General features: G+C 62.9%; 21 protein-coding genes, 1 tRNA gene and 2 pseudogenes. 10 read left to right on the plus strand and 14 right to left on the minus strand.

Annotated elements, in window-relative coordinates; all coding sequences use genetic code 11:
- Nucleotides 1-66: 66 nt before the first annotated feature.
- Nucleotides 67-1,521: an AMP nucleosidase gene (locus sphantq_RS17955; RefSeq protein WP_066602010.1), complete on the plus strand. Its 1,455-nt coding sequence runs from the start codon at nt 67-69 to the stop codon at nt 1,519-1,521.
- A gap of 5 nt (nt 1,522-1,526) precedes the next feature.
- Here the strand turns inward: sphantq_RS17955 and sphantq_RS17960 are convergent, their stop codons facing one another.
- From sphantq_RS17960 to sphantq_RS17990, 7 genes are all read right to left on the minus strand, one after another.
- The gene (locus sphantq_RS17960) at nt 1,527-2,675 is read right to left on the minus strand and encodes a GGDEF domain-containing protein (RefSeq protein WP_272799165.1); all 1,149 of its coding nucleotides are present in this window, start codon (nt 2,673-2,675) and stop codon (nt 1,527-1,529) included.
- Between the two features lie 31 nt (nt 2,676-2,706).
- Nucleotides 2,707-4,545 carry a M2 family metallopeptidase gene (locus tag sphantq_RS17965; protein WP_272799166.1) on the minus strand — a complete coding sequence of 613 codons (1,839 nt, stop codon included), beginning with the start codon at nt 4,543-4,545 and terminating at the stop codon, nt 2,707-2,709.
- 53 nt (nt 4,546-4,598) lie between these two features.
- The gene (locus sphantq_RS17970; protein ID WP_272799167.1) at nt 4,599-5,372 is read right to left on the minus strand and encodes an alpha/beta fold hydrolase; all 774 of its coding nucleotides are present in this window, start codon (nt 5,370-5,372) and stop codon (nt 4,599-4,601) included.
- Between the two features lie 72 nt (nt 5,373-5,444).
- A complete protein-coding gene (locus sphantq_RS24425; protein ID WP_443021508.1) occupies nt 5,445-5,738 on the minus strand; it encodes a type II toxin-antitoxin system VapC family toxin in 294 nt (97 codons plus the stop codon).
- Entirely contained in the window at nt 5,710-5,880 is a 171-nt protein-coding gene (locus sphantq_RS17980) for a type II toxin-antitoxin system VapC family toxin (RefSeq protein WP_272799169.1), read from the minus strand. The genes sphantq_RS24425 and sphantq_RS17980 overlap by 29 nt, the downstream gene beginning before the upstream one ends.
- A complete protein-coding gene (locus tag sphantq_RS17985; protein WP_272799170.1) occupies nt 5,880-6,122 on the minus strand; it encodes a FitA-like ribbon-helix-helix domain-containing protein in 243 nt (80 codons plus the stop codon). The genes sphantq_RS17980 and sphantq_RS17985 overlap by 1 nt, the downstream gene beginning before the upstream one ends.
- Before the next feature lie 45 nt (nt 6,123-6,167).
- Nucleotides 6,168-7,193, minus strand: a complete 1,026-nt coding sequence (locus tag sphantq_RS17990) for an aspartate-semialdehyde dehydrogenase (RefSeq protein ID WP_066601999.1) — start codon at nt 7,191-7,193, stop codon at nt 6,168-6,170.
- A gap of 140 nt (nt 7,194-7,333) precedes the next feature.
- On the opposite strand from sphantq_RS17990, the gene sphantq_RS17995 reads away from it, so the two are divergent.
- On the plus strand, nt 7,334-8,044 hold the full coding sequence (locus sphantq_RS17995) for a class I SAM-dependent methyltransferase (RefSeq protein WP_129926947.1): 711 nt from the start codon (nt 7,334-7,336) through the stop codon (nt 8,042-8,044).
- 12 nt (nt 8,045-8,056) lie between these two features.
- Here sphantq_RS17995 and sphantq_RS18000 read toward each other — a convergent pair whose 3' ends face one another.
- A complete protein-coding gene (locus sphantq_RS18000; RefSeq protein ID WP_272799171.1) occupies nt 8,057-10,273 on the minus strand; it encodes a S9 family peptidase in 2,217 nt (738 codons plus the stop codon).
- Nucleotides 10,274-10,389: 116 nt separating this feature from the next.
- Nucleotides 10,390-10,464: transfer RNA gene (locus sphantq_RS18005), tRNA-Val, on the minus strand.
- A gap of 136 nt (nt 10,465-10,600) precedes the next feature.
- Here sphantq_RS18005 and sphantq_RS18010 point away from each other — a divergent pair.
- On the plus strand, nt 10,601-10,729 hold the full coding sequence (locus tag sphantq_RS18010; protein WP_169574155.1) for an entericidin A/B family lipoprotein: 129 nt from the start codon (nt 10,601-10,603) through the stop codon (nt 10,727-10,729).
- 4 nt (nt 10,730-10,733) lie between these two features.
- Here the strand turns inward: sphantq_RS18010 and sphantq_RS18015 are convergent, their stop codons facing one another.
- A complete protein-coding gene (locus tag sphantq_RS18015; RefSeq protein WP_272799172.1) occupies nt 10,734-10,922 on the minus strand; it encodes a hypothetical protein in 189 nt (62 codons plus the stop codon).
- Between the two features lie 175 nt (nt 10,923-11,097).
- Between sphantq_RS18015 and hslV the strand changes: the two genes are divergently transcribed.
- Together hslV and hslU are read left to right on the plus strand one after the other, a co-directional pair.
- On the plus strand, nt 11,098-11,664 hold the full coding sequence (gene hslV / locus sphantq_RS18020; protein ID WP_066601983.1) for an ATP-dependent protease subunit HslV: 567 nt from the start codon (nt 11,098-11,100) through the stop codon (nt 11,662-11,664).
- Between the two features lie 43 nt (nt 11,665-11,707).
- Complete coding sequence (hslU, locus tag sphantq_RS18025; protein ID WP_129926085.1) at nt 11,708-13,009, plus strand: ATP-dependent protease ATPase subunit HslU; 1,302 nt, start codon at nt 11,708-11,710, stop codon at nt 13,007-13,009.
- A 106-nt stretch (nt 13,010-13,115) separates the two neighbouring features.
- Here the strand turns inward: hslU and sphantq_RS18030 are convergent, their stop codons facing one another.
- The 3 genes from sphantq_RS18030 to phaR form a co-directional block, all read right to left on the minus strand.
- Nucleotides 13,116-14,642: an aminoacyl--tRNA ligase-related protein gene (locus tag sphantq_RS18030; protein ID WP_272799173.1), complete on the minus strand. Its 1,527-nt coding sequence runs from the start codon at nt 14,640-14,642 to the stop codon at nt 13,116-13,118.
- 101 nt (nt 14,643-14,743) lie between these two features.
- Nucleotides 14,744-15,088 (minus strand): hypothetical protein, encoded by a 345-nt coding sequence (locus sphantq_RS18035; RefSeq protein ID WP_066601977.1) that lies wholly within the window; start codon nt 15,086-15,088, stop codon nt 14,744-14,746.
- A gap of 4 nt (nt 15,089-15,092) precedes the next feature.
- On the minus strand, nt 15,093-15,695 hold the full coding sequence (gene phaR, locus sphantq_RS18040; RefSeq protein WP_272799174.1) for a polyhydroxyalkanoate synthesis repressor PhaR: 603 nt from the start codon (nt 15,693-15,695) through the stop codon (nt 15,093-15,095).
- Between phaR and sphantq_RS18045 the strand changes: the two genes are divergently transcribed.
- Together sphantq_RS18045 and sphantq_RS18050 are read left to right on the plus strand one after the other, a co-directional pair.
- Complete coding sequence (locus sphantq_RS18045; RefSeq protein ID WP_244884346.1) at nt 15,694-16,782, plus strand: alpha/beta hydrolase; 1,089 nt, start codon at nt 15,694-15,696, stop codon at nt 16,780-16,782. The two genes, phaR and sphantq_RS18045, sit on opposite strands and share 2 nt — an antisense overlap.
- 47 nt (nt 16,783-16,829) lie before the next feature.
- Nucleotides 16,830-18,002, plus strand: a complete 1,173-nt coding sequence (locus sphantq_RS18050) for an acetyl-CoA C-acetyltransferase (protein WP_066605265.1) — start codon at nt 16,830-16,832, stop codon at nt 18,000-18,002.
- 61 nt (nt 18,003-18,063) lie between these two features.
- Here the strand turns inward: sphantq_RS18050 and sphantq_RS18055 are convergent, their stop codons facing one another.
- On the minus strand, nt 18,064-18,213 hold the full coding sequence (locus sphantq_RS18055; RefSeq protein ID WP_272799175.1) for a DUF2256 domain-containing protein: 150 nt from the start codon (nt 18,211-18,213) through the stop codon (nt 18,064-18,066).
- Nucleotides 18,214-18,402: 189 nt separating this feature from the next.
- Here sphantq_RS18055 and sphantq_RS18060 point away from each other — a divergent pair.
- From sphantq_RS18060 to sphantq_RS18070, 3 genes and pseudogenes are all read left to right on the plus strand, one after another.
- Nucleotides 18,403-18,528 (plus strand): annotated as a pseudogene (locus sphantq_RS18060) (IS5-like element IS711 family transposase); the annotation flags it as partial.
- Nucleotides 18,529-18,547: 19 nt separating this feature from the next.
- A pseudogene (locus sphantq_RS18065) lies at nt 18,548-18,780 on the plus strand (deoxyribodipyrimidine photo-lyase); the annotation flags it as partial.
- A gap of 253 nt (nt 18,781-19,033) precedes the next feature.
- Nucleotides 19,034-19,417, plus strand: a complete 384-nt coding sequence (locus sphantq_RS18070) for a c-type cytochrome (protein WP_129926089.1) — start codon at nt 19,034-19,036, stop codon at nt 19,415-19,417.
- The last annotated feature ends 6 nt before the right edge of the window (nt 19,418-19,423 follow it).

The raw sequence follows: 19,423 nt of genomic DNA on the forward strand, positions 1-19,423 counted from the left end.
CAGGTCTGCTGCGCATCTTTCACGCGGCGTCTTCCTTCCGTCATGCAAAGACGGTAACAGGGGGCGATGACACAAAGCATCGGCAGCGCAACGGTCACGCAACTTGACCGTATTTACCGGACATCCATCGAAAATCTGCGCGAGGCCATGCGCGCTTATGCTCGCGACGGCAGCGTCCCGTCGGCGACCGCGAAGGCCGACCGGCGTTATTGTTATCCTGAATTGCGGATCACTTATCATGGCGACAGCGACGCGCCGCCGCCGGGCCGCTCCTTCGCCCGCCTGTCCAAGCCGGGCCGTTACGCCACTACAGTCACCCGACCCGCCATGTTCGCCGATTATCTGGCCGAACAGATCGACCTGCTCGTCCGCGACTATGGCGTGGATGTGGAAGCGGGATTGAGCGAACAGCAGATTCCTTTCCCCTATGTGCTCGACGGGCTGGACATGAGCGCGCTCGACGGCACGCCGCCGACTGAACTGGCGCGCCATTTCCCCGCGACCGAACTGGCCGAGATCGGGGACGAGATCGCCGACGGACTCTTCACTCCCGATGCCGACGGAGACCGGCCGCTCGCCCTGTTCGACGGGCTGCGCACCGACTTCTCGCTGGCGCGCCTCAAACATTACACCGGCACCCCGGCCGACCATGTGCAGCGCTACATATTGTTCACCAACTATCACCGCTATGTCGATGAATTTGTTGCCTGGGCCTGCGATGAATTGCAGCAGGAGGGGAGCCGCTACACCGCCCTGTCGGGCGCAGGCGGCGTCTATGTGACCCCGGAAACCGCCGATCCGGCGCGGATGATCGCCGACAGCGCCTGGCGCAGGCATCAGATGCCGGCCTATCATCTGATCGCGCCGGACCGCAGCGGCATCACTCTGGTCAATATCGGCGTCGGCCCCTCCAACGCCAAGACGATCTGCGACCATCTGGCCGTCGTGCGTCCCGAAGCCTGGCTGATGATCGGCCATTGCGGCGGCCTGCGTCCCAGCCAGCGGATCGGCGACTATGTGCTGGCCCACGCCTATCTGCGCGACGACCATGTGCTGGACGAAATGCTGCCGCCGGAAATTCCGGTGCCGGCCATCGCCGAAGTGCAGGTCGCCATGGCGCAGGCGGCCGAGGCCGTTTTGGGACAGGGCGACCCGGAGGATTTCAAGCGCCGCCTGCGCACCGGCACCGTCGTCACCACCGACGACCGCAACTGGGAATTGCGCTATTCCAGCTCCGCCCTGCGCTTCAGCCTCTCGCGCGCGGTCGGCATCGACATGGAATCGGCCACCATCGCCGCCCAGGGATACCGCTTCCGCGTCCCCTACGGCACCTTGCTGTGCGTGTCCGACAAGCCGATCCATGGCGAATTGAAGCTGCCGGGGCAGGCCAATCGCTTCTACGAAGAAGCCATCGCCAGCCATTTGCGCGTCGGCATCATGACCTGCGAACTGCTGCGCGAGGAAGGCGCCAAGCTGCACAGCCGCAAGCTGCGCGCCTTTAACGAACCGCCGTTCCGTTAAGTGATCTAAGCCGCTTCCTGCCAGATGCTGATGCGGTCCTTGCCGTCCTTCTTGGCGGCATAAAGGGCCGCGTCCGCCCGTGCGACCATATCCTCCAACTGCGTGTCGGCGGCGGTCATTTCGGCCACGCCGAAACTGGCGCGCAGCCATACGTCGGGAAAGCCCGGCAGCGCCAGATGGCCCACTTCCACGCGCACCCGCTCCATCACCTCGGCAGCGGCGGCGGCGCTGCTGTTCATCAACAGCAGCCCGAATTCGTCGCCGCCCATCCGCCCCACCACATCGCCGCGGCGCACCGCGCTGGTCAGCAGTTGGGCGAATCCCTTGAGCGCCTGGTCGCCCGCAATATGGCCATGGCCATCATTCAGCGCCTTGAACCCGTCGAGGTCGCACACGACCAGCGCCAGCGGCAGGCTCTGCCGCCGGGCCAGGGCCATCGCCCGACCCGCGGCCTCGTCCAGTCCGCGGCGATTGAGCACCTGGGTCAGCGGATCGTGGCGCATCTGCGTGCGCAGTTGCTGGGCCAGGTCGCCCGCGACCACCAGCACCGCCGTGACGGCGGTGGCCACATAGATGGTCGGCATGAAGATGCTGAAGATCAGGCGGTAGAGATCCTTGCCGATTTCAGGACCGCGAATCAGCATGGCCGACCCCGCCAGCGCGAACTGGACGATGACGAAGACCAGCAGCGCAAGGAAGAACACCAGCTCCGGGGGCGTGAAGGAGCGATCCCTGGGCCAGAGCGACACGGCACTGACCGCCAGCAACCCGCCGACATAGGCGGGAATGATCAGGCCCTGCATGATCTGGCTACCGACCGGGCCGATGGCGAAGGCCATCGCCAGGATCACCAGCATAGCCGGGACAACGAAACCGGCCAATCGCAAAGGCTTGCCGGATCTTTGGCGGATACCTATGGCCAGCAAAGATCCGCTTATGATCAATCCCACGCCGGTGACGATGAACCAGCCGGGACTTTTCAGAAAAAAGCCGCAGGCATTGGCCGTCCATTGCACCATGCCCATGGCATAGGAGGCGGTCCATGTCAGGACATGGCGTTGCCGCCCGAAATGCAGCCACGCCACAGTCAGCGCGACAGTCATGACGGCAGCGGTGCCGAATAACAGGGATAGGAGAATGGCTGCCGCGTTCATGCGGCAGCCATTTACCAAGATTTACTCCGGCTTACCAGCCACAAGACTTGCCTTTATTTTGCGTAATCAACCACTTCTGCAATGGCGCGAAATAATTGACCAGCGCCTTGCCTGACATTTCGCGGCTGCCGGTAAAGGCCTGGAGCGCATCGGGCCAGGGCTTTGACGCGCCCATCTGCAACATCGCGTCAAGCTTCGCGCCTACAGCCTTGTTTCCATAGAAAGAACAGCGATGCAGCGGCCCTTTCCAGCCCGCCTGCTTGCACGCCGCCTCATAGAATTGAAACTGCAACACCCGCGCCAGGAAGTAACGAGTATAGGGCGTGTTGCCGGGAATATGATATTTGCCGCCGGCGTCGAACTTCGTCTCGTCGCGGGACACGGGCGGGACGATGCCCTGATATTGCAGGCGCAGGTCGGTCCAGCCCTTTTCATACTCGCTCTGCGGAATCGATCCGTCGAACACGCCCCAGCGCCATTTGTCGATCAGAAGGCCGAAGGGCAGAAACGCGACCTTGTCCATCGCCTGCCGCAGCAGCAGGCCGGTATCCTTGTCCGCGCCCGGCATCTTGGCGGGATCGAGCAGGCCGATCTTCACCAGATAATCGGGCGTGATCGACAGAGCGACGAAATCGCCGATCGCCTCATGGAAGCCGTCATTGGCGCCGTCCAGATAAAGCGGCTTCTGCACCTGATAGGCGCGCTGATAATAATTATGCCCCAGTTCATGATGGATGGTGACGAAATCGTCGCCATTCACCTTGGTGCACATCTTGATGCGGATATCGTTCTTGTTGTCCAGATCCCAGGCCGAAGCGTGGCAGATCACTTCCCGGTCGCGCGGCTTGGTGATCTGCGATCGATCCCAGAATGTCTGCGGCAGCGGCTCGAAACCGAGCGAGCTATAGAAGCCCTCGCCCGCCTTCACCATCTTGACCGGGTCATAGCCCTTGGTCTTGAGCAAGTCGGTGGTGTCGAAGCCCAGATCCCCTGCGCCCGCCGGCGCCACGACATCATAGATATTGCCCCATTCCTGCGCCCACATATTGCCCAGCAAATCGGCGCGGATCGGGCCGGTTTTGGATTGCACCGCATCGCCATATTTTTCGTTCAGCTTGGTGCGGGTATAGCAATGGAGATCGTCATAGAGCGGCTTCACTTCCGCCCAGATCTTGTCGGTCAGCTTGGCGAAATCGTCGGCGGGCATGTCATATTTGGATCGCCACATCGCGCCGGTATCCGCAAAGCCCAATTCCTTGGCCCCGGCATTGGCGATGCCGACCAGCTTGGCGTAGTCGGTCCGCATCGGCGCGCCGACATTGTCGTGCCAACTAACCCACATTTCCTTCAACTCTTGGGGATTGCGGTTCTCCCCCATCTGCTCTTCGATATCGCTGCCGTTGATCGGCTGGCCCTTGAGCGTTCCCTTCCCCTTGCCATAAGCGGACTGGAGCTTGGTCGCGAGATCGTTCAGTGCCTCGGCTGCGCCCGGCGTCGTGGGTGCAGGCAGCGTCAGCGCGGTGCGCAGCAGCGTCAGCCGCCGCTTGGTTTCCTCGCTCAGCCCCGGCGCGGTCGCGAACTTCGCGGCCTCCAGCGCATAATCGACCCGCTGTTTTGTATCGATCGCGCCGAAATAGGACGCCATCGCGTCGGTATCGTCAGTGATATAGGTCGCGTTGATCCACGCCGCCCGGCCGCTGACGATCGATTGGTCAAACAGGGTCTTTTCCGCATTGGTCAAAAAGGCTTCCGCTTCGGCCGCGGTCGGCGTGGCGGCTGCGTTCGCGGACGCGGACGCGGACTGCTGCGCCATCACCGGCGAAGCAACGAGGGCGGCCGCAAGCGCGGCCATCGATATAACGATTTTCATGGATATCCCCTGATCGGTTATGGCGGGGAAGGTGACTTGGCTTGGCGATACAGTCAAGCGGTCAGGAAATCGACCATCGCCTGCCCCAACTCTTTGCGCGTGACGGCGTTCATATGATTGCCCGGCACTTCGACATAGTGTCCATGGGGCAGCACCTCCGCCAGTTCCTGCGCCACGCCATTATCGCGATCGTCCGCGCCGCAGATCACCACGCTGGGCTGCTGGAAGCCCGCGATCGTCGCCTCGTCGGTATCGACGAAGGTGTTGAGGATATGGAGCAGCGCCACCGGATCACCCTTGGTGGTCTTCAGGAACGCCTCGGTCATCCATTGCGACGTGCCCCGCTCGAACGTGCCGAGGTTGGTCAGGACATTGCGATAATAGCCGCCATTGTCGAGCGCCTTGACCAGCCCCCGCAGCCCCATCCCCGCCAGGATCACGCGCCGTGGCGTGGCCCCCCGCGCCAGCATCCGCACCGTCGTCCGCGCGCCCAGCGAATAGCCGCCCAGATCATAATCGGTCAGGCCAAGTTGCGCGATCAGCCCCAGATTATCGTCGGTCAGCGCATCGGCCGGATAGGCGGCGGGATCATGCGGCTTGGCGCTTTCCCCATGGCCGCGCAGGTCCGGCAGGATCAGGCGGAAACCCGCCTCCACCAGCTTTGCGGCATGGCCGTAGCGGATCCAATTGGTGAAGGCGTTGGAGAAATAGCCATGGATCAGGACGAGGTCGCGGGCGCCCTCTGTCTTGGCCCCCACCATATGCACCGCGATCGGCAGTCCGTCGAAACCCTTGATCTCATGGCGTTCGATCGGCAGGTCGGTCATCGGGGCATTCCTCTTGGGCTGGGACGCCTTGCCGATATGGCGTCATCCCCGGCGGCGCAAGAGCGCGATCTGTCAGTCGGAGCAGGATGGTCGATCCGTCAAACCTGCGATCAACGGGGCAAAGGGCGTGTCGGCGCAACGGCGGACCAATTTTCTGTCCGCCGACATCAGTATCGTTTCCAGCATTTCGGCCGAAGCAAGAAAGAAGCAGTCATAGGCGGGATGATCGAGCGCCAGACTGATCTCCATCGCGCGATCGGCAAGTCCAGCCGTCGGGATCAGATCGATAATGTCGGGTAATATGGCGACAGCTTCCCGCGCCTGCGCCGCATCGATTTCACGCGCGCACCTTCTTCCACATGACATTTGCAAATTCGGGCACCAACAGGTCGGGCGCCATCAGTCGGCGGGGCAAGAGCGTCAGTGCAATGGCTGTTTCGTCGGGCAGCGCGGAATCGTCGCTGCCGATCACCCAGCGGGCCGCAACGCTGGTATCCACCACCAGCATCAGGGGCGATCGTCATCCCGGAGCAAATCTTCAGCGGGTGTCTGCCGCACAAGTTTTGGCGTCATGGCGCGGATGGTTTCCAGCCGCGCCAACATGCCGCTCAGGCGCTCGCCCGTCATCGGCTTTCCGCGCGTCAGAGCATCACGTAATTCCGCTTCCAGCGAACGCTGGTTGCACACAGCCAATTCGCGATACGCCGCGATGACATGATCGTCGAGATTGCGGATCAGCACCTGTCCCATATCGCCATGCTATCATGATGATAGCATGGCGGCAAGGAAGCCGAATTAGCCCTTCTTGAGGTGGCGACGGCCGAGCAGTTCGGCGATCTGCACCGCGTTCAGCGCCGCGCCCTTGCGCAGATTGTCGCTGACGCACCACAGGTTGATGCCGTTTTCGATCGTCGAATCCTCACGCACGCGGCTGATGAAGGTCGCGAAATCGCCCACGCATTCGATCGGGGTGATATATCCGCCGTCCTCGCGCTTATCGACCAGCATGATGCCCGGCGCTTCGCGCAGGATATCCTGCGCTTCCTTCGCCGAAATCTCATTCTCGAACTCGATGTTGATCGATTCCGAATGGCCGACGAACACCGGCACGCGCACGCACGTCGCGGTGACCTTCACCTTGGGATCAAGGATCTTCTTGGTTTCCGCGACCATCTTCCATTCTTCCTTGGTCGACCCATCGTCCAGGAAAACGTCGATATGCGGGATCACGTTGAAGGCGATCTGCTTGGTGAACTTCTTCGGCTCGGCCGGATCGCCGACGAAGATGTTGCGGCTCTGCTCGAACAGTTCGTCCATGCCCGCCTTGCCAGCGCCCGACACCGACTGGTAGGTCGAGACAACCACGCGCTTGATCTTCGCGGCGTCATGCAACGGCTTCAGCGCCACGACCATCTGCGCGGTGGAGCAGTTGGGATTGGCGATGATGTTCTTCTTCTTGTATCCGTCGATCGCGTCCGGGTTCACTTCCGGCACGATCAGGGGGACGTCCGGGTCCATGCGATAAAGCGAGCTGTTGTCGATCACGACGCAACCGGCCGCCGCCGCCTTGGGCGCATAGATTTCGGTCGGGCCGCTGCCCGCCGCGAACAGGGCGATGTCCCATCCGGCGAAGTCGAAATGCTCGATATTCTGGCATTTGATGGTCTTGCCGGTCTCACCAAAATCGATGGTCAGGCCCTGCGACCGCGACGATGCGACCGCTGCAATCTCGTCAATCGGGAACTCGCGCTCGGCGAGAATGGTCAACATTTCGCGGCCCACATTACCGGTGGCACCAACGACGACGACCCTATAACCCATGACTAAACACTCCACTCCAACGGAAATATTGCGGAGTTGGCGCCATAGCGATACTGGGCGCGTTGTCCAGAAAGAAGGGCTTGTCCGTTCGTAAAAGCCTCTTCTTGTTTGCAGAATAACTGAAAGTATCAGCCCGCTCCATGTCGCTCACCTCCTTGCCGCCCCTGCCCGACCAATGGTTTCACAGCTTCGCCTTTCCCGATGGTGCGCGTGTCGATGGCATCAAGCCGCTGGAATCCTTGCAGGAGGAAGCCGACCTGATCTTTCCCACCCCACTGGCCGGTAAGCGCGTGCTCGATATCGGCGCGTGGGACGGCTTCTTTTCCTTCCAGGCCGAACGGCGTGGCGCGGCCGAAGTGCTGGCGACCGACCATTTCTGCTGGTCGGGTCAGGGATGGGGCGACAAGCGGGGCTTCGACCATGCCCACGCCCGTTTCGGGTCGCAGGTCCGCTCGCGCGACCTCGACGTCGCCGACCATCGCGTCGCTGACCTTGGCCAGTTCGACATGGTGCTGCTGCTGGGCGTCCTGTATCATGTCACCGACCCCTATCGCACGCTGGAGGCCGCCGCCGCGATGAGCCGCGATCATCTGGTGATCGAAACGGTGACGGCGCTGCGACATGAACCGGTGCCCGCGATGCGCCTGTTCACTGAACTGGAGCTAGACCGCGATCCAACCAATTTCTGGGCGCCCAACATCCTGGCGCTGCGCGAAATGTGCGTGCGCTTTGGCTATTCGCGTTTCCAGGTGCTGCCCGAAGCGCTCGACAATCAGGGCTGGCGGAAGTTGGCGATGCCATTCCGCAAAAAGGACCGCTATCGCCGGGCGATCTTCCACGCCTGGCGATAGCGTCTGGCGTCATCAATCGGCCGGGCCACCCGCATGTTCAGCCAGGAAATGCCCGATCGTCTTCCACAGGTGGACGCTGATGCCCGGCCCGCCGACGCGATGGGTCTGACCCGGATAGGCCATCATCTCGAACGGCGCAGCTGCGCTCTGCATCTTCGCCATCAGCGCGGTCGCATTGTCGAACACGACATTATCGTCGGACATGCCGTGGATCAGCAGCAGCGGATCGGCGATCTTTACCGCCTCATCCACCGCGCCCGACGCGGGATAGGCGCTGGCCTTGTCCTGCGGCTGGCCCAGATAGCGTTCGGTATAATGGGTGTCGTAAAGTTCCCATTTGGTCACCGGCGCGCCCGCCACCGCCGCGGCGAACACGCCCGGCGCCTTCTCCAGCAGCTTCAAGGACATATAGCCGCCATAGGACCAGCCATAGGTCGCGATCCGCTGAGGGTCCACGAACGGCTGCGCCTTGAGCCACTCCACGCCCTTCAACTGGTCATCCACCTCGACCGTACCCATCGCGCGATACAGATGATCCTCGAACGCCTTGCCGCGATCAGGCGTACCGCGATTGTCGATGGCGAACACGATCCAGCCACGATCCACCAGATATTGGTTGAGCGCGCCTGACCATATGTTCGTCACCTGCCGCCCGCCGCCCGGACCGCCATAATGGATCATGAACACCGGGTAGCGTTTCCCCGCCTCCATCTTAGGCGTCATGATCTTGGTGTACAGCGTCGTCCCGTCCGCCGCCTTCACCGTGCCGAACACCGTCTGCACATGGCCCGCGACATAGGGCGCATAGGGGTGGCTGCCCGTCAGCGCATTTTCCGACAGCCATTGCAATTGCTTGCCGCTGCTGTCGGCCAGATAGACCTGCTTGGGCTGGTCGCTATTCTGGCGCGTCACCACCACCCGGCTCGCCGCGCCGTCCATCACCGCATCGTTCCACCAGCCCTCGGCCGTCAGCGCCCGCGCCTGCCCCGCCTTGCCCAGTGGCGCGACATAGAGTTGCTGCTCCAGCGGCGTTTCGCGATTGCCGGTGAAATAGACCAGCCCCTTCTCCTCATCCACGCCCACGACATCGCGCACTTCCCAGTCGCCGCTGGTCAGCGCAGTCCATTTCGCGCCGCGCACCCGGTAAAGATGCCCATGGCCGCTCTTTTCCGACCACCACAGGAAGCTGCCGTCCTTCAGTGCATGGAAGTTGTTAGACAGGTTGATCCAGCTTTTCGCCGTCTCGGTCAGCACCACCCGCCCCTTGCCGGTAGCGGGATCGACCGCCAGCAGGTCGAGACGCTTTTGGTCGCGGCTCTCCCGCTGCACATATAGCGTCTTGCCGTCCTTCGACCAATCGACGCGGGCGAGGTAGATGTCCTTCTCCGCGCCCAGATCGACCTTCACCTGGCCCGACCCATCGGGCTTCATGACATAGAGGTCCACGATCGCGTTGGGCGTGCCGGCGGCGGGATAGCGCTGTTGATAGACTTTCGTCCCCTCGCCGCCGATCGCGGTGCGGGTTACGATGCCGACCGGGCTTTCATCGACGCGGGCGACCGCGATCCGCGCATCGTCGGGCGACCACCAGTAACCGGTGCGCCGGTCCATTTCCTCCTGCGCGACGAACTCCGCCGTACCCCAGCTCAGCGTGTCGCTGGCGCCCTGCGTCAACTGCCGTTCCGCGCCGCCGATCGGCTGGGTGAACAAATTGCCACCGCGCACGAAGGAAACATAGCCGCCCTTGGGGCTGACCACGCCATTCAGTTCTCCATCGGGCGTATCTGTGAGCCGCGTGACCTTCCCGTCCAGTCCGGCGAGGTACAGGTCGCCATCCACCGGCACCAACAGGCTCTTGCCGTCCGGCGCCCAGTCATAGCTGGTGATGCCCGTACTCCCCGCGACGCTCCGATCGCGTTCTCGCTGCATCTTCTCCGCTTCGGAAAGCTCGGCGCCGCTGCCGGTCTTCTTCGAATCGACCAGCATCCGTTCCGCGCCGGTCTTGCTGTCGATCGCCCACAGGTCGAGCCGTTCCTTCTCGTCGGCGCGGGGCTTGAGCAGCGTCACCAACGATCCATCCGGCGACAATTTCAGCGCGCGCGGCAGCGGCCCGGCCAGGTCGGGGCTGGCGAACACGCGCTCCAGCGTGAGCTGTTCCTGCGCGCTGGCGGGAAGTGAGGAGAGCAGCAGCGCACCAAGCGCTGCGCCGGCTTTCAGATAGGGGGGCATGATCGTCCTTTCCGGTCGGCGCGCAAACGCGCCGCATGATGGCGCAGATTTAGCGCCACACATTAGAAAAGATCAATGCCGGGAAATTATCTGTCCTGCCATGATCGCCTGGATCATGGTGGGCGCGGCAGGGATTGAACCTGCGACCCCACCCGTGTGAAGGGTGTGCTCTACCACTGAGCTACGCGCCCCCTGTAAGGAGGAGGCGGCCTTTGGCATCGGCCGCGCGCCCTGTCAATATCCGCACATCGATTTGACGCAAAAGCGTTTCCGCCCGGCCGCATCGCACTCTATAAGGGGATGTAGAAATTAAGGAGCTCAACCTTCATGTCCAAAAGTCTCGCCCTGCTGATCGCCAGCCTGCTGCTCACGACGCTGGCTGCGTGCAATACGGTGCAGGGCGTGGGCCGGGATATCGAATCGGTGGGACGCGCTGGCAAGGACGCCATGCACTGAGAGACTACTGAAGAATACGGTTTATCGCGGTCATATTCTTGCGCAGGCGCACGCCATCGCAATCCGGCTCGCCACATTCGCACGCTTCGATGGTGTACCGCACGCCACACATGACCAGTATGTCATGGTCGAACGAATAGTTGGAGATACCCGCCCGCTCGACCTTTTCCTGTGCTCTGGCCTTGAGAGTCATGCATGTCCTCCCCCTGATCTTGGGATATGGATAATTGATGTTGCGATGCACAATGTCAATTGATGGACATTTGTTCCTGAACAATTTGTAAGAATATTGTCGCTGAAATGACACGCTTCGCCCCATCGCCACCCCTGACTTGCACGCGACGGCGCAGCGGCCCATATGCCGCGTCATGAACGACCAACGCAGCTCGTCCATGCCCGTCTGGCATGGCACCACCATCATGTCAGCCCGCAAGAATGGAAAGGTCGTCGTCGCCGGCGATGGCCAGGTGTCCATGGGCCAGACCGTAATGAAGCCCAATGCCCGCAAGGTCCGCCGGCTGCACGACGGCAGCGTAATCGGCGGCTTCGCCGGCGCCACCGCCGACGCCTTCACCCTGTTCGAACGGCTCGAAGCCAAGCTGGAACGCCATAACGGCCAGTTGATGCGCTCGGCGGTGGAACTGGCCAAGGACTGGCGCACCGACAAATATCTGCGCAACCTGGAAGCGATGATGATCGTCGCGGACAAGGATGTCACGCTGATCCTGACCGGCAATGGCGACGTGCTGGAGCCGCTGAACGGCGTTGCCGCGATCGGTTCGGGCGGTAATTTCGCCCTCGCCGCCGCGCGCGCGCTGATGGAATATGAGGAAGACGCCGAAACTCTCGCCCGCAAGGCGATGGCCGTCGCGGCCGACATCTGCGTCTACACCAACGACCAGTTGACCATCGAAACGCTGGACAGCGCCGCCTAAACTAAAAAAGCCCCTCCCTTGAAAGGGAGGGGGGAGTCTTTTAATGAACGACAACCTGACCCCCAAAGCCATCGTCGCCGCGCTCGACGCACATATCATCGGCCAGCAGGACGCCAAGCGCGCCGTTGCGGTCGCGCTGCGCAACCGCTGGCGCCGCCAGCACCTGTCCGCCGATTTGCGCGACGAGGTGACACCCAAGAATATCCTGATGATCGGGCCGACGGGCTGCGGCAAGACCGAGATCAGCCGCCGCCTCGCCAAGCTGGCCGACGCCCCCTTCGTCAAGGTCGAGGCGACCAAGTTCACCGAGGTCGGCTATGTCGGCCGCGACGTCGAACAGATCGTCCGCGATCTGGTCGAGGAAGCTGTGCGGCTGGAGAAGGACCGCCGCCGCGAAGCCGTGCGCGAAGCCGCCTCCGAAGCCGCCATGGCGCGGCTGCTCGATGCGCTTACCGGCAAGGAAGCGAGCGAAGCCACACGCCTCTCCTTCCGCCAGAAGATCGAAGCCGACCAGATGAACGAGGTCGAAGTCGAGGTGGAAGTCGCCGACAGCCCCTCCATGCCGATGGAAATCCCCGGCATGGGCGGACAGGTCGGCATGATCAACCTGTCCGACATGATGTCCAAGGCGTTCGGCCAGCAGCAGAAGAAGCGCCGCAAGATGCGCGTCGCCGAAGCCTGGGACAAGCTGGTCGAGGAAGAGCAGGACAAGCGGCTGGACCAGGACGACGTCGCGCGCACCGCGATCACCAGCGCCGAGCAGAATGGCATCGTTTTCCTCGACGAGATCGACAAGATCGCGGTCAGCGATGTGCGCGGCGGCTCCGTCAGCCGCGAAGGCGTGCAGCGCGATCTGCTGCCGCTGATCGAAGGGACGACCGTATCGACCAAATATGGCCCGCTCAAGACCGACCATATCCTCTTCATCGCGTCGGGCGCCTTCCATGTCGCCAAGCCCAGCGACCTGCTGCCCGAACTCCAGGGCCGCCTGCCGATCCGCGTCGAGTTGAAGGCGCTGACCGAGGAGGATTTCGTCGCCATCCTCTCCGATACCAAGGCCAGCCTCGTCGCCCAATATCGCGCGCTGCTGGCGACCGAGGAGGTGACGATCGACCTGACGCCCGACGGCATCCGCGCCGTCGCGAAGATCGCCGCCGACGTGAACAGCGAGATCGAGAATATCGGCGCCCGCCGACTCCAGACGGTGATGGAAAAGCTGCTGGAGGATGTCAGCTTCGAAGCCGAAGACCGCCGTGGCGAAACGCTCGTGATCGATGCGGTCTATGTCGAGAAGCAATTGTCAGCGGTCGCTCACGACACCGACCTCAGCAAATATGTTCTGTAATTAGGCGAAAACGGGATGAGAGGGGAGACCATCCTCTCATCCCGCTCCGATTTACCAAATCTCCGTTCGCTCGAAACGAACGACCTACTGATTAAAAGTCAGTTGCTCAGTAACTGCGCCCAACCAGCACGCGCTCCACGGCCTGCCCGCCGGTGAAGATACACGCGCCGTCCGCCGCGTCCGCATCCAGTGGCACGTTGCGCAGCGTCAGCTTCTCGCCCTTGAGCCACTGCACCACCTTTTCCAGCGCCTCGCCGGTCGGCCTGGCCCACTGGACCAGCGCCCAGCCGGGCCTGGCGCTGGCGTTGAAATAGGCTTTCAGCGCGTCTAGCGTGCCGATCGAGCGATCGATGCTGCCGTCCAGCCGGCCTTTGGCGTCGGCGAAGAGGGACGCCTGAATATCCTCCAGCATGGCGGTTGCGCCCGCCACGAAATCGCCCTTGGCGACGATCTGGCTGTCGAGCTTGCCATCCTCGCGATAGAGGCGATCGCGGCGGATCACCGACACATTCCCGCCGGCGACGTCACGCCCGCCGACCTCGATCACGATCGGCGCGCCCTTCTTCACCCAGCCCCAGCGCTTGGTCGCGGCCTTGGCGGGCCGCTTGTCGAGCAGCGCGCGCACCGGCTCGCGGAAGGCGTCCAGCTCATTGAGGGACGCCACCAGTTCGCCGCAATAATCCAAAATCGCGGCGTCCTCGTCATTGTCGCGCAGCATCGGCACCACGACGACCTGATAGGGCGCGACGCGCGGCGGCACGCGTAGGCCATCATCGTCGCCATGGACCATGATGAGGCCGCCGATCATGCGGGTGGACATGCCCCAGCTGGTCGTCTGCGCCAGCTCTTGGCTACCTTCGGCATTCTGGAACTTGATATTCTGCGCCTGGCTGAAAGTCGTGCCCAGGAAATGCGACGTGCCCGCCTGCAACGCTTTGCCGTCCTGCATCATCGCCTCGATCGAATAGGTCGCGACGGCGCCGGGGAAGCGCTCATTCTCCGGCTTCTCGCCCGCGACCACCGGCAGGCCGACGCACTCCTCGGCGAAGCTGCGATAGACTTCCAGCATCTTCATCGTCTCTTCCATCGCCTCATCGACGGTGGCGTGCGCGGTATGACCCTCCTGCCAGAGGAACTCGCTGGTGCGGAGGAACATGCGGGTGCGCATTTCCCAGCGCACGACATTGGCCCACTGGTTGATGAGAACCGGCAGGTCGCGCCAGCTCTGCACCCAGCGGCTGAACGCCGCGCCGATCACGGTTTCGGACGTCGGCCGCACGACCAGCGGCTCCTCCAGCTTGGCTTCGGGGTCCGGCACCAGCTTGCCATCCTTCTGAATCAGCCGGTGATGGGTGACGACCGCCATTTCCTTGGCGAAGCCGTCGACATGCTCGGCCTCCTTCTCGAAATAGGAAAGCGGAATGAACAGCGGGAAATAGCAATTTTCATGCCCCGTCGCCTTGATCCGGGCGTCGAGCAACGCGTGGATACGCTCCCAGATGCCATAGCCCCAGGGACGGATGACCATGCAGCCGCGCACGCCGCTTTCCTCGGCCAGGTCGGCCTCCGAAATGACGGCCTGATACCAGGCGGAAAAATCCTGTTCGCGGGTGACGGAAAGGGCGTGTTTCACGGGATCGAAAACCTGACGTAAAAAGGGAATGGCGCGCCATAAGCCAGAGGCGGCGTCCCTGTCGACCCCCGACGACAGGGCGCGTGCCGATCGGCGGCGCGTCAGGCGGTCGCCGCGCCCATCTCTTCCAGCCAGGCCTTCGCCTGCCTGGGTTCGCCGACCGCATCGGCCGCGGCGGGACCGCGCGCCGCCATGAAGCGCTGATGCAGCGCAAAGGGCTCCAGCCCCAGCGTATCGCGCATCCCGTCAATCTCGTCCGCCAGTTCCCCCAGCGCCGCTATGACGGGCGCGACGCGCGTGCGCGCGACCTTGTCCTTCTGATGGTCGAACAGGCCCCATTGCCCGCTCGCCGCCACCCGCAGGGCCGCGATCAACGCATCGCGATACTCAGCCTCCACCTCTTCTCGGCGGACGTCCAACCGTTCCAGCCTGTCCGCCTTCGCCATCGCTTCAGGTCAGCTTGTCGATCTTGGCGTTGAGCGCGGCGAGCTGGGCCTTCAGATCGTTGATCTCGTCGTCCTTGCTGCCATCGGTCGCCGCCGGGGTGACGACGGGGGGTGGCGTCATGCCTGGCATCCCAGGGATCCCCGGCATCCCCGGCACGCCATTGCCGAAGGCGCTGGCCGCCGCTTCGAACATTTGCATGTTGCGCTTGGCGATATCGGCCAAAGGACCGCCGCCGAAGGCGCCCTTCATAGCTTCCTGAAACTGCTGCTGGTTTTTGCGGAATGCGTCCATCGACGCCTCCAGATATTGCGGCACCATCGATTGCATCGAATCGCCATACATGGCGATCAACTGGCGCAGGAAGTTGACCGGCAGCATATTCTTGCCGCGCTGCTCCTCCTCCATGATGATCTGGGTCAGGACATTATGGGTTATGTCCTCGCCGGTCTTGGCGTCGACCACGGTGAATTCGCGTCCTTCGCGCGTCATCTGCGACAAAAGGTCCAGCGTGATATAGCTTGAAGTTTCGGTATTATAGAGCCGCCGATTGGCGTACTTCTTGATAACGACCGGCTCCGATTCATTAGCGGTCTTAGATTTGGCCATGGATTCCTCTCCCACACCTGAACATCTCGCATTAGCACAGGGCGATGCCGCACCGCAACATGGGCCGCGGCCATTACCCCTTTTTCTCAATATTTTATGGCGCGAAACGGAGGGAAATCCTGACCTGCGCCGCCGCGCGTTTCAGGGGTTGCGTAAATATCAGGACGCCGCCCGCCCCGCCGCCCCGCCGTCCGCGCCTTGCGTCGCCACCGCCGGCCCTGCCCGATTGCTGCAGCATGGTGCGGAAAATGGCCGTTCCCCGGTTGTTTTCATCCCTTCGCTCATCAATCCGCCGCGCGTGCTGGACCTGTCGCAAAGCCGGTCCTTGCTGCGCCACATGGTTGCAGCGGGCCATGACGCGCACCTGATCGATTGGGGCACCCCCACATCGCAGGACGCTATGCTCGGCCTCGATGGCCATGTCATCCATCGGCTGCTGCCCCTTCTCGCCACGCTGCCCCGCCCGCCGATCCTGGTCGGCTATTGCCTGGGCGGCAGCCTGGCGCTGGGCGCAGCAGCCATGGCCGCCTTTCCCGCGGTAGCGAGCATCGCTGCACCCTGGCGGTTCGATGCCTTCCCCGCCGCTGATCTGCAATTGATCGGAGGCTTGTGGAACGGCGCGCGGGCGATGAGCGAGCGGATCGGCTATGTCCCCATGGAGGTGCTCCAATCGGGTTTCTGGGCGATGGACCCGGCCCGCACCATTCGCAAATATGCCGCCTTCGCCGACATGGAAGCAGGGTCGGACGCCGAACGCGCCTTCCTGGCTGTGGAGGATTGGGCCAATGGCGGCGCGCCGCTGACCTTCGCGGCGGGGCGCGATCTGTTCGATCATTTCTACGCCGGCAATGTCAGCGGCCGTGGCCAATGGCGCATCGATGGCCGCCCCGTGGACCCTGCCGCGCTCGATTGCCCGACCCTGTCGATCGTGTCGACCAGCGACCGCATCGTGCCCGCCGCCGCCGGCCCTCGCTTGCGCGAAGAACGCAGCCTTTCGCTCGGCCATGTCGGCATGGTGGTGGGTGGCGGCGCCCGCGAAACGCTTTGGGAACCGCTGTCCCACTGGCTTTTCAGCCATGGCGGTTGATGCTATTGCGCCTGCGAAAACAACCACCGGAATCGAGGATCAAGCCTTTGTCAGACATCGTCATCACCGCCGCCAAGCGCACCGCCGTCGGCAGCTTCATGGGCGCTTTCGGCTCGACCCCTGCGCACGAACTTGGCCGCCAGGCGATCATCGCCGCGCTCGCGCAGGCGGGCGTCGCGCCCGATGAAGTGGACGAAGTGATCCTGGGCCAGGTATTGGCCGCCGGCCAGGGCCAGAACCCCGCGCGTCAGGCCGCCGTCAACGCCGGCATCCCGGTCGAACGCACCGCCATCGGCCTCAACCAGCTATGCGGTTCGGGCCTGCGCGCCGTCGCGCTCGCGGCGCAGGCGATCCGCGCCGGCGACGCCAACATCATGGTCGCGGGCGGCCAGGAAAGCATGTCGCTCGCTCCCCATGCGCAATATCTGCGCGCCGGCAGCAAGATGGGCAATGTCAGCCTCATTGACACGATGATCCATGACGGCCTGACCGACGCCTTCAACAATTATCATATGGGCATCACGGCCGAAAATCTGGCCGAGAAATATCAGATCAGCCGCGAAGCGCAGGATATCTTCGCCGTCGCCAGCCAGAACAAGGCCGAAGCCGCACGCGCATCGGGCCGCTTCGCCGACGAAATCGTGCCGGTTACGATCAAGGGGCGCAAGGGCGACACCATCGTCGATGCCGACGAATATATCCGCGCCGGCGCCACCATCGAGGCGATGGAAAAGCTCAAGCCCGCCTTCAAGAAGGACGGCACCGTCACCGCCGCCAACGCCAGCGGCCTCAATGACGGCGCCGCCGCGCTGGTGCTGATGACCGCCGATGCCGCCGCCAAGCGCGGCGCGACCATCCTGGGTCGCATCGCCGGCTTCGCTACCTGCGGCGTCGATCCGGCGATCATGGGGATCGGCCCCGCCCCGGCCAGCCGCAAGGCGCTGGAAAAGGCCGGCTGGTCGGTCGCGGACCTCGACCTGATCGAAGCCAATGAAGCCTTCGCCGCGCAGGCTCTGTCGGTCGGCCAGGAACTGGGCTGGGACGCCGAGAAGGTCAACGTCAATGGCGGCGCGATCGCCATCGGCCACCCGATCGGCGCGTCGGGCGCGCGCGTGCTGACCACTCTTCTCTACGAAATGGCCAAGCGCGACGCCAAGAAGGGCCTCGCCACCCTGTGCATCGGCGGCGGCATGGGCGTCGCCATGTGCATCGAACGCTGATCGCCTGACCTGCCAAAAAAAGGCGGTCGCTCCCACCAGAGCGGCCGCCTTTTTTTTCATGTCAGCCATTCTTCGCGCCGGCTCGACACCGATCGGAACAATAGACGACATTGTCCCAATCGCGCTCCCACTTCTTACGCCAGGCAAAGGGGCGCTGACACACAGGGCACATCTTGGTCGGCAGATCGCGTTTGGCAACTCCGCGTGGCATATGGTTCGTTCCCTTGGAGCCTTATGGCTTTACATTCAGCCGTTCGCTTCGAGCGAAGTCGAGAAGCCTGTAGCGCCATACCCACCTTGCTCGACTTCGCTCGAAACGAACGGAACAAGATGGTTCGACATAACGCCGTCAAGGCCTAGGTGCTGTCTGCATTTAGAGGATTCCGTTTGCTGATGAGTTCTCTTCAAGGTCGTCGATGCGATCGGCCTGCCGCTGCGAATCCATCCAACATCGGGGCAATATGGCGATTGCCCACAGTCCGAGGCGCTCCTGTCCGGTTTGCAGGTTGGCCATGTCATCGCCAATGACCTCGGTGCAACCGCATGCGTCGCGGGTCCATGCACTACATCATTATGAACCCCGGTGGCGCACTCTGCCTCCATAACGGCGGCCTGTTGCCGCCGCCGGGGGCGGTGCGTACCGGGGCTGGCGGCCTGCCGACGATGCCGGACTGGACGCCGGGCGAGGAGGGCGCGCGCCAATGTTGCGAATTTTGTCGATGAGGCCAGCTATTATCCGACCGCCCGCAACCTGCCCTCGATCGAGGGGACGTCGCGATAACCTTGCCCGGCTGGATGAAAGTCTGCGCGATATGCGTGCTGGTAGCGGACCGCGACCCTCGCGGTGATCTCTGACACCGACGGTCTCTCTGCGGCAAAACGCCGTATGTCAGCGAATGGCGCATCACATTATAAGCCGCGCCAGTTGACGTCCATACGCTTAAACTCCCATTCAGACGGAAAGCGATAAAGGCGCATGAGCGGCAGAAAGGCCCAAGCCCCGCCGTTTCATCTTTCAAGGGAAACTTTTCATGCCGCTTGCGATCGTATCGAGACTGTTCGTCCTGACTGCCCTGTGCGCAGCCAGTTCCCCTGCAATCGCGCAGGCGGGCGATCCGGTCAAAGGGAAGACGGTGTTCGCACGCTGCGCGCTATGCCATGATGTGAAGGCAGGGCCGAAGAAGATGGGTCCGTCGCTCGCCGGGATATTCGGCCGCACGTCGGGCACCATGGCGGGCTTCACCTATTCGCCCGCGATGCAAAAGGCGAAGATTCGCTGGGACGCCAAGAGCATCGATACCTTCCTGACCAAGCCGAGCGGACTGGTGCCGGGCAACCGCATGGCCTTTGCCGGCGTGCCCAACCCGGTCGACCGCGCCAACCTGATCGCCTATTTGAAGGCCGAAGCCAAGTAAACGACT

The organism is Sphingobium sp. AntQ-1 (genome assembly GCF_028538045.1).
Lineage (GTDB): Bacteria > Pseudomonadota > Alphaproteobacteria > Sphingomonadales > Sphingomonadaceae > Sphingobium > Sphingobium cupriresistens.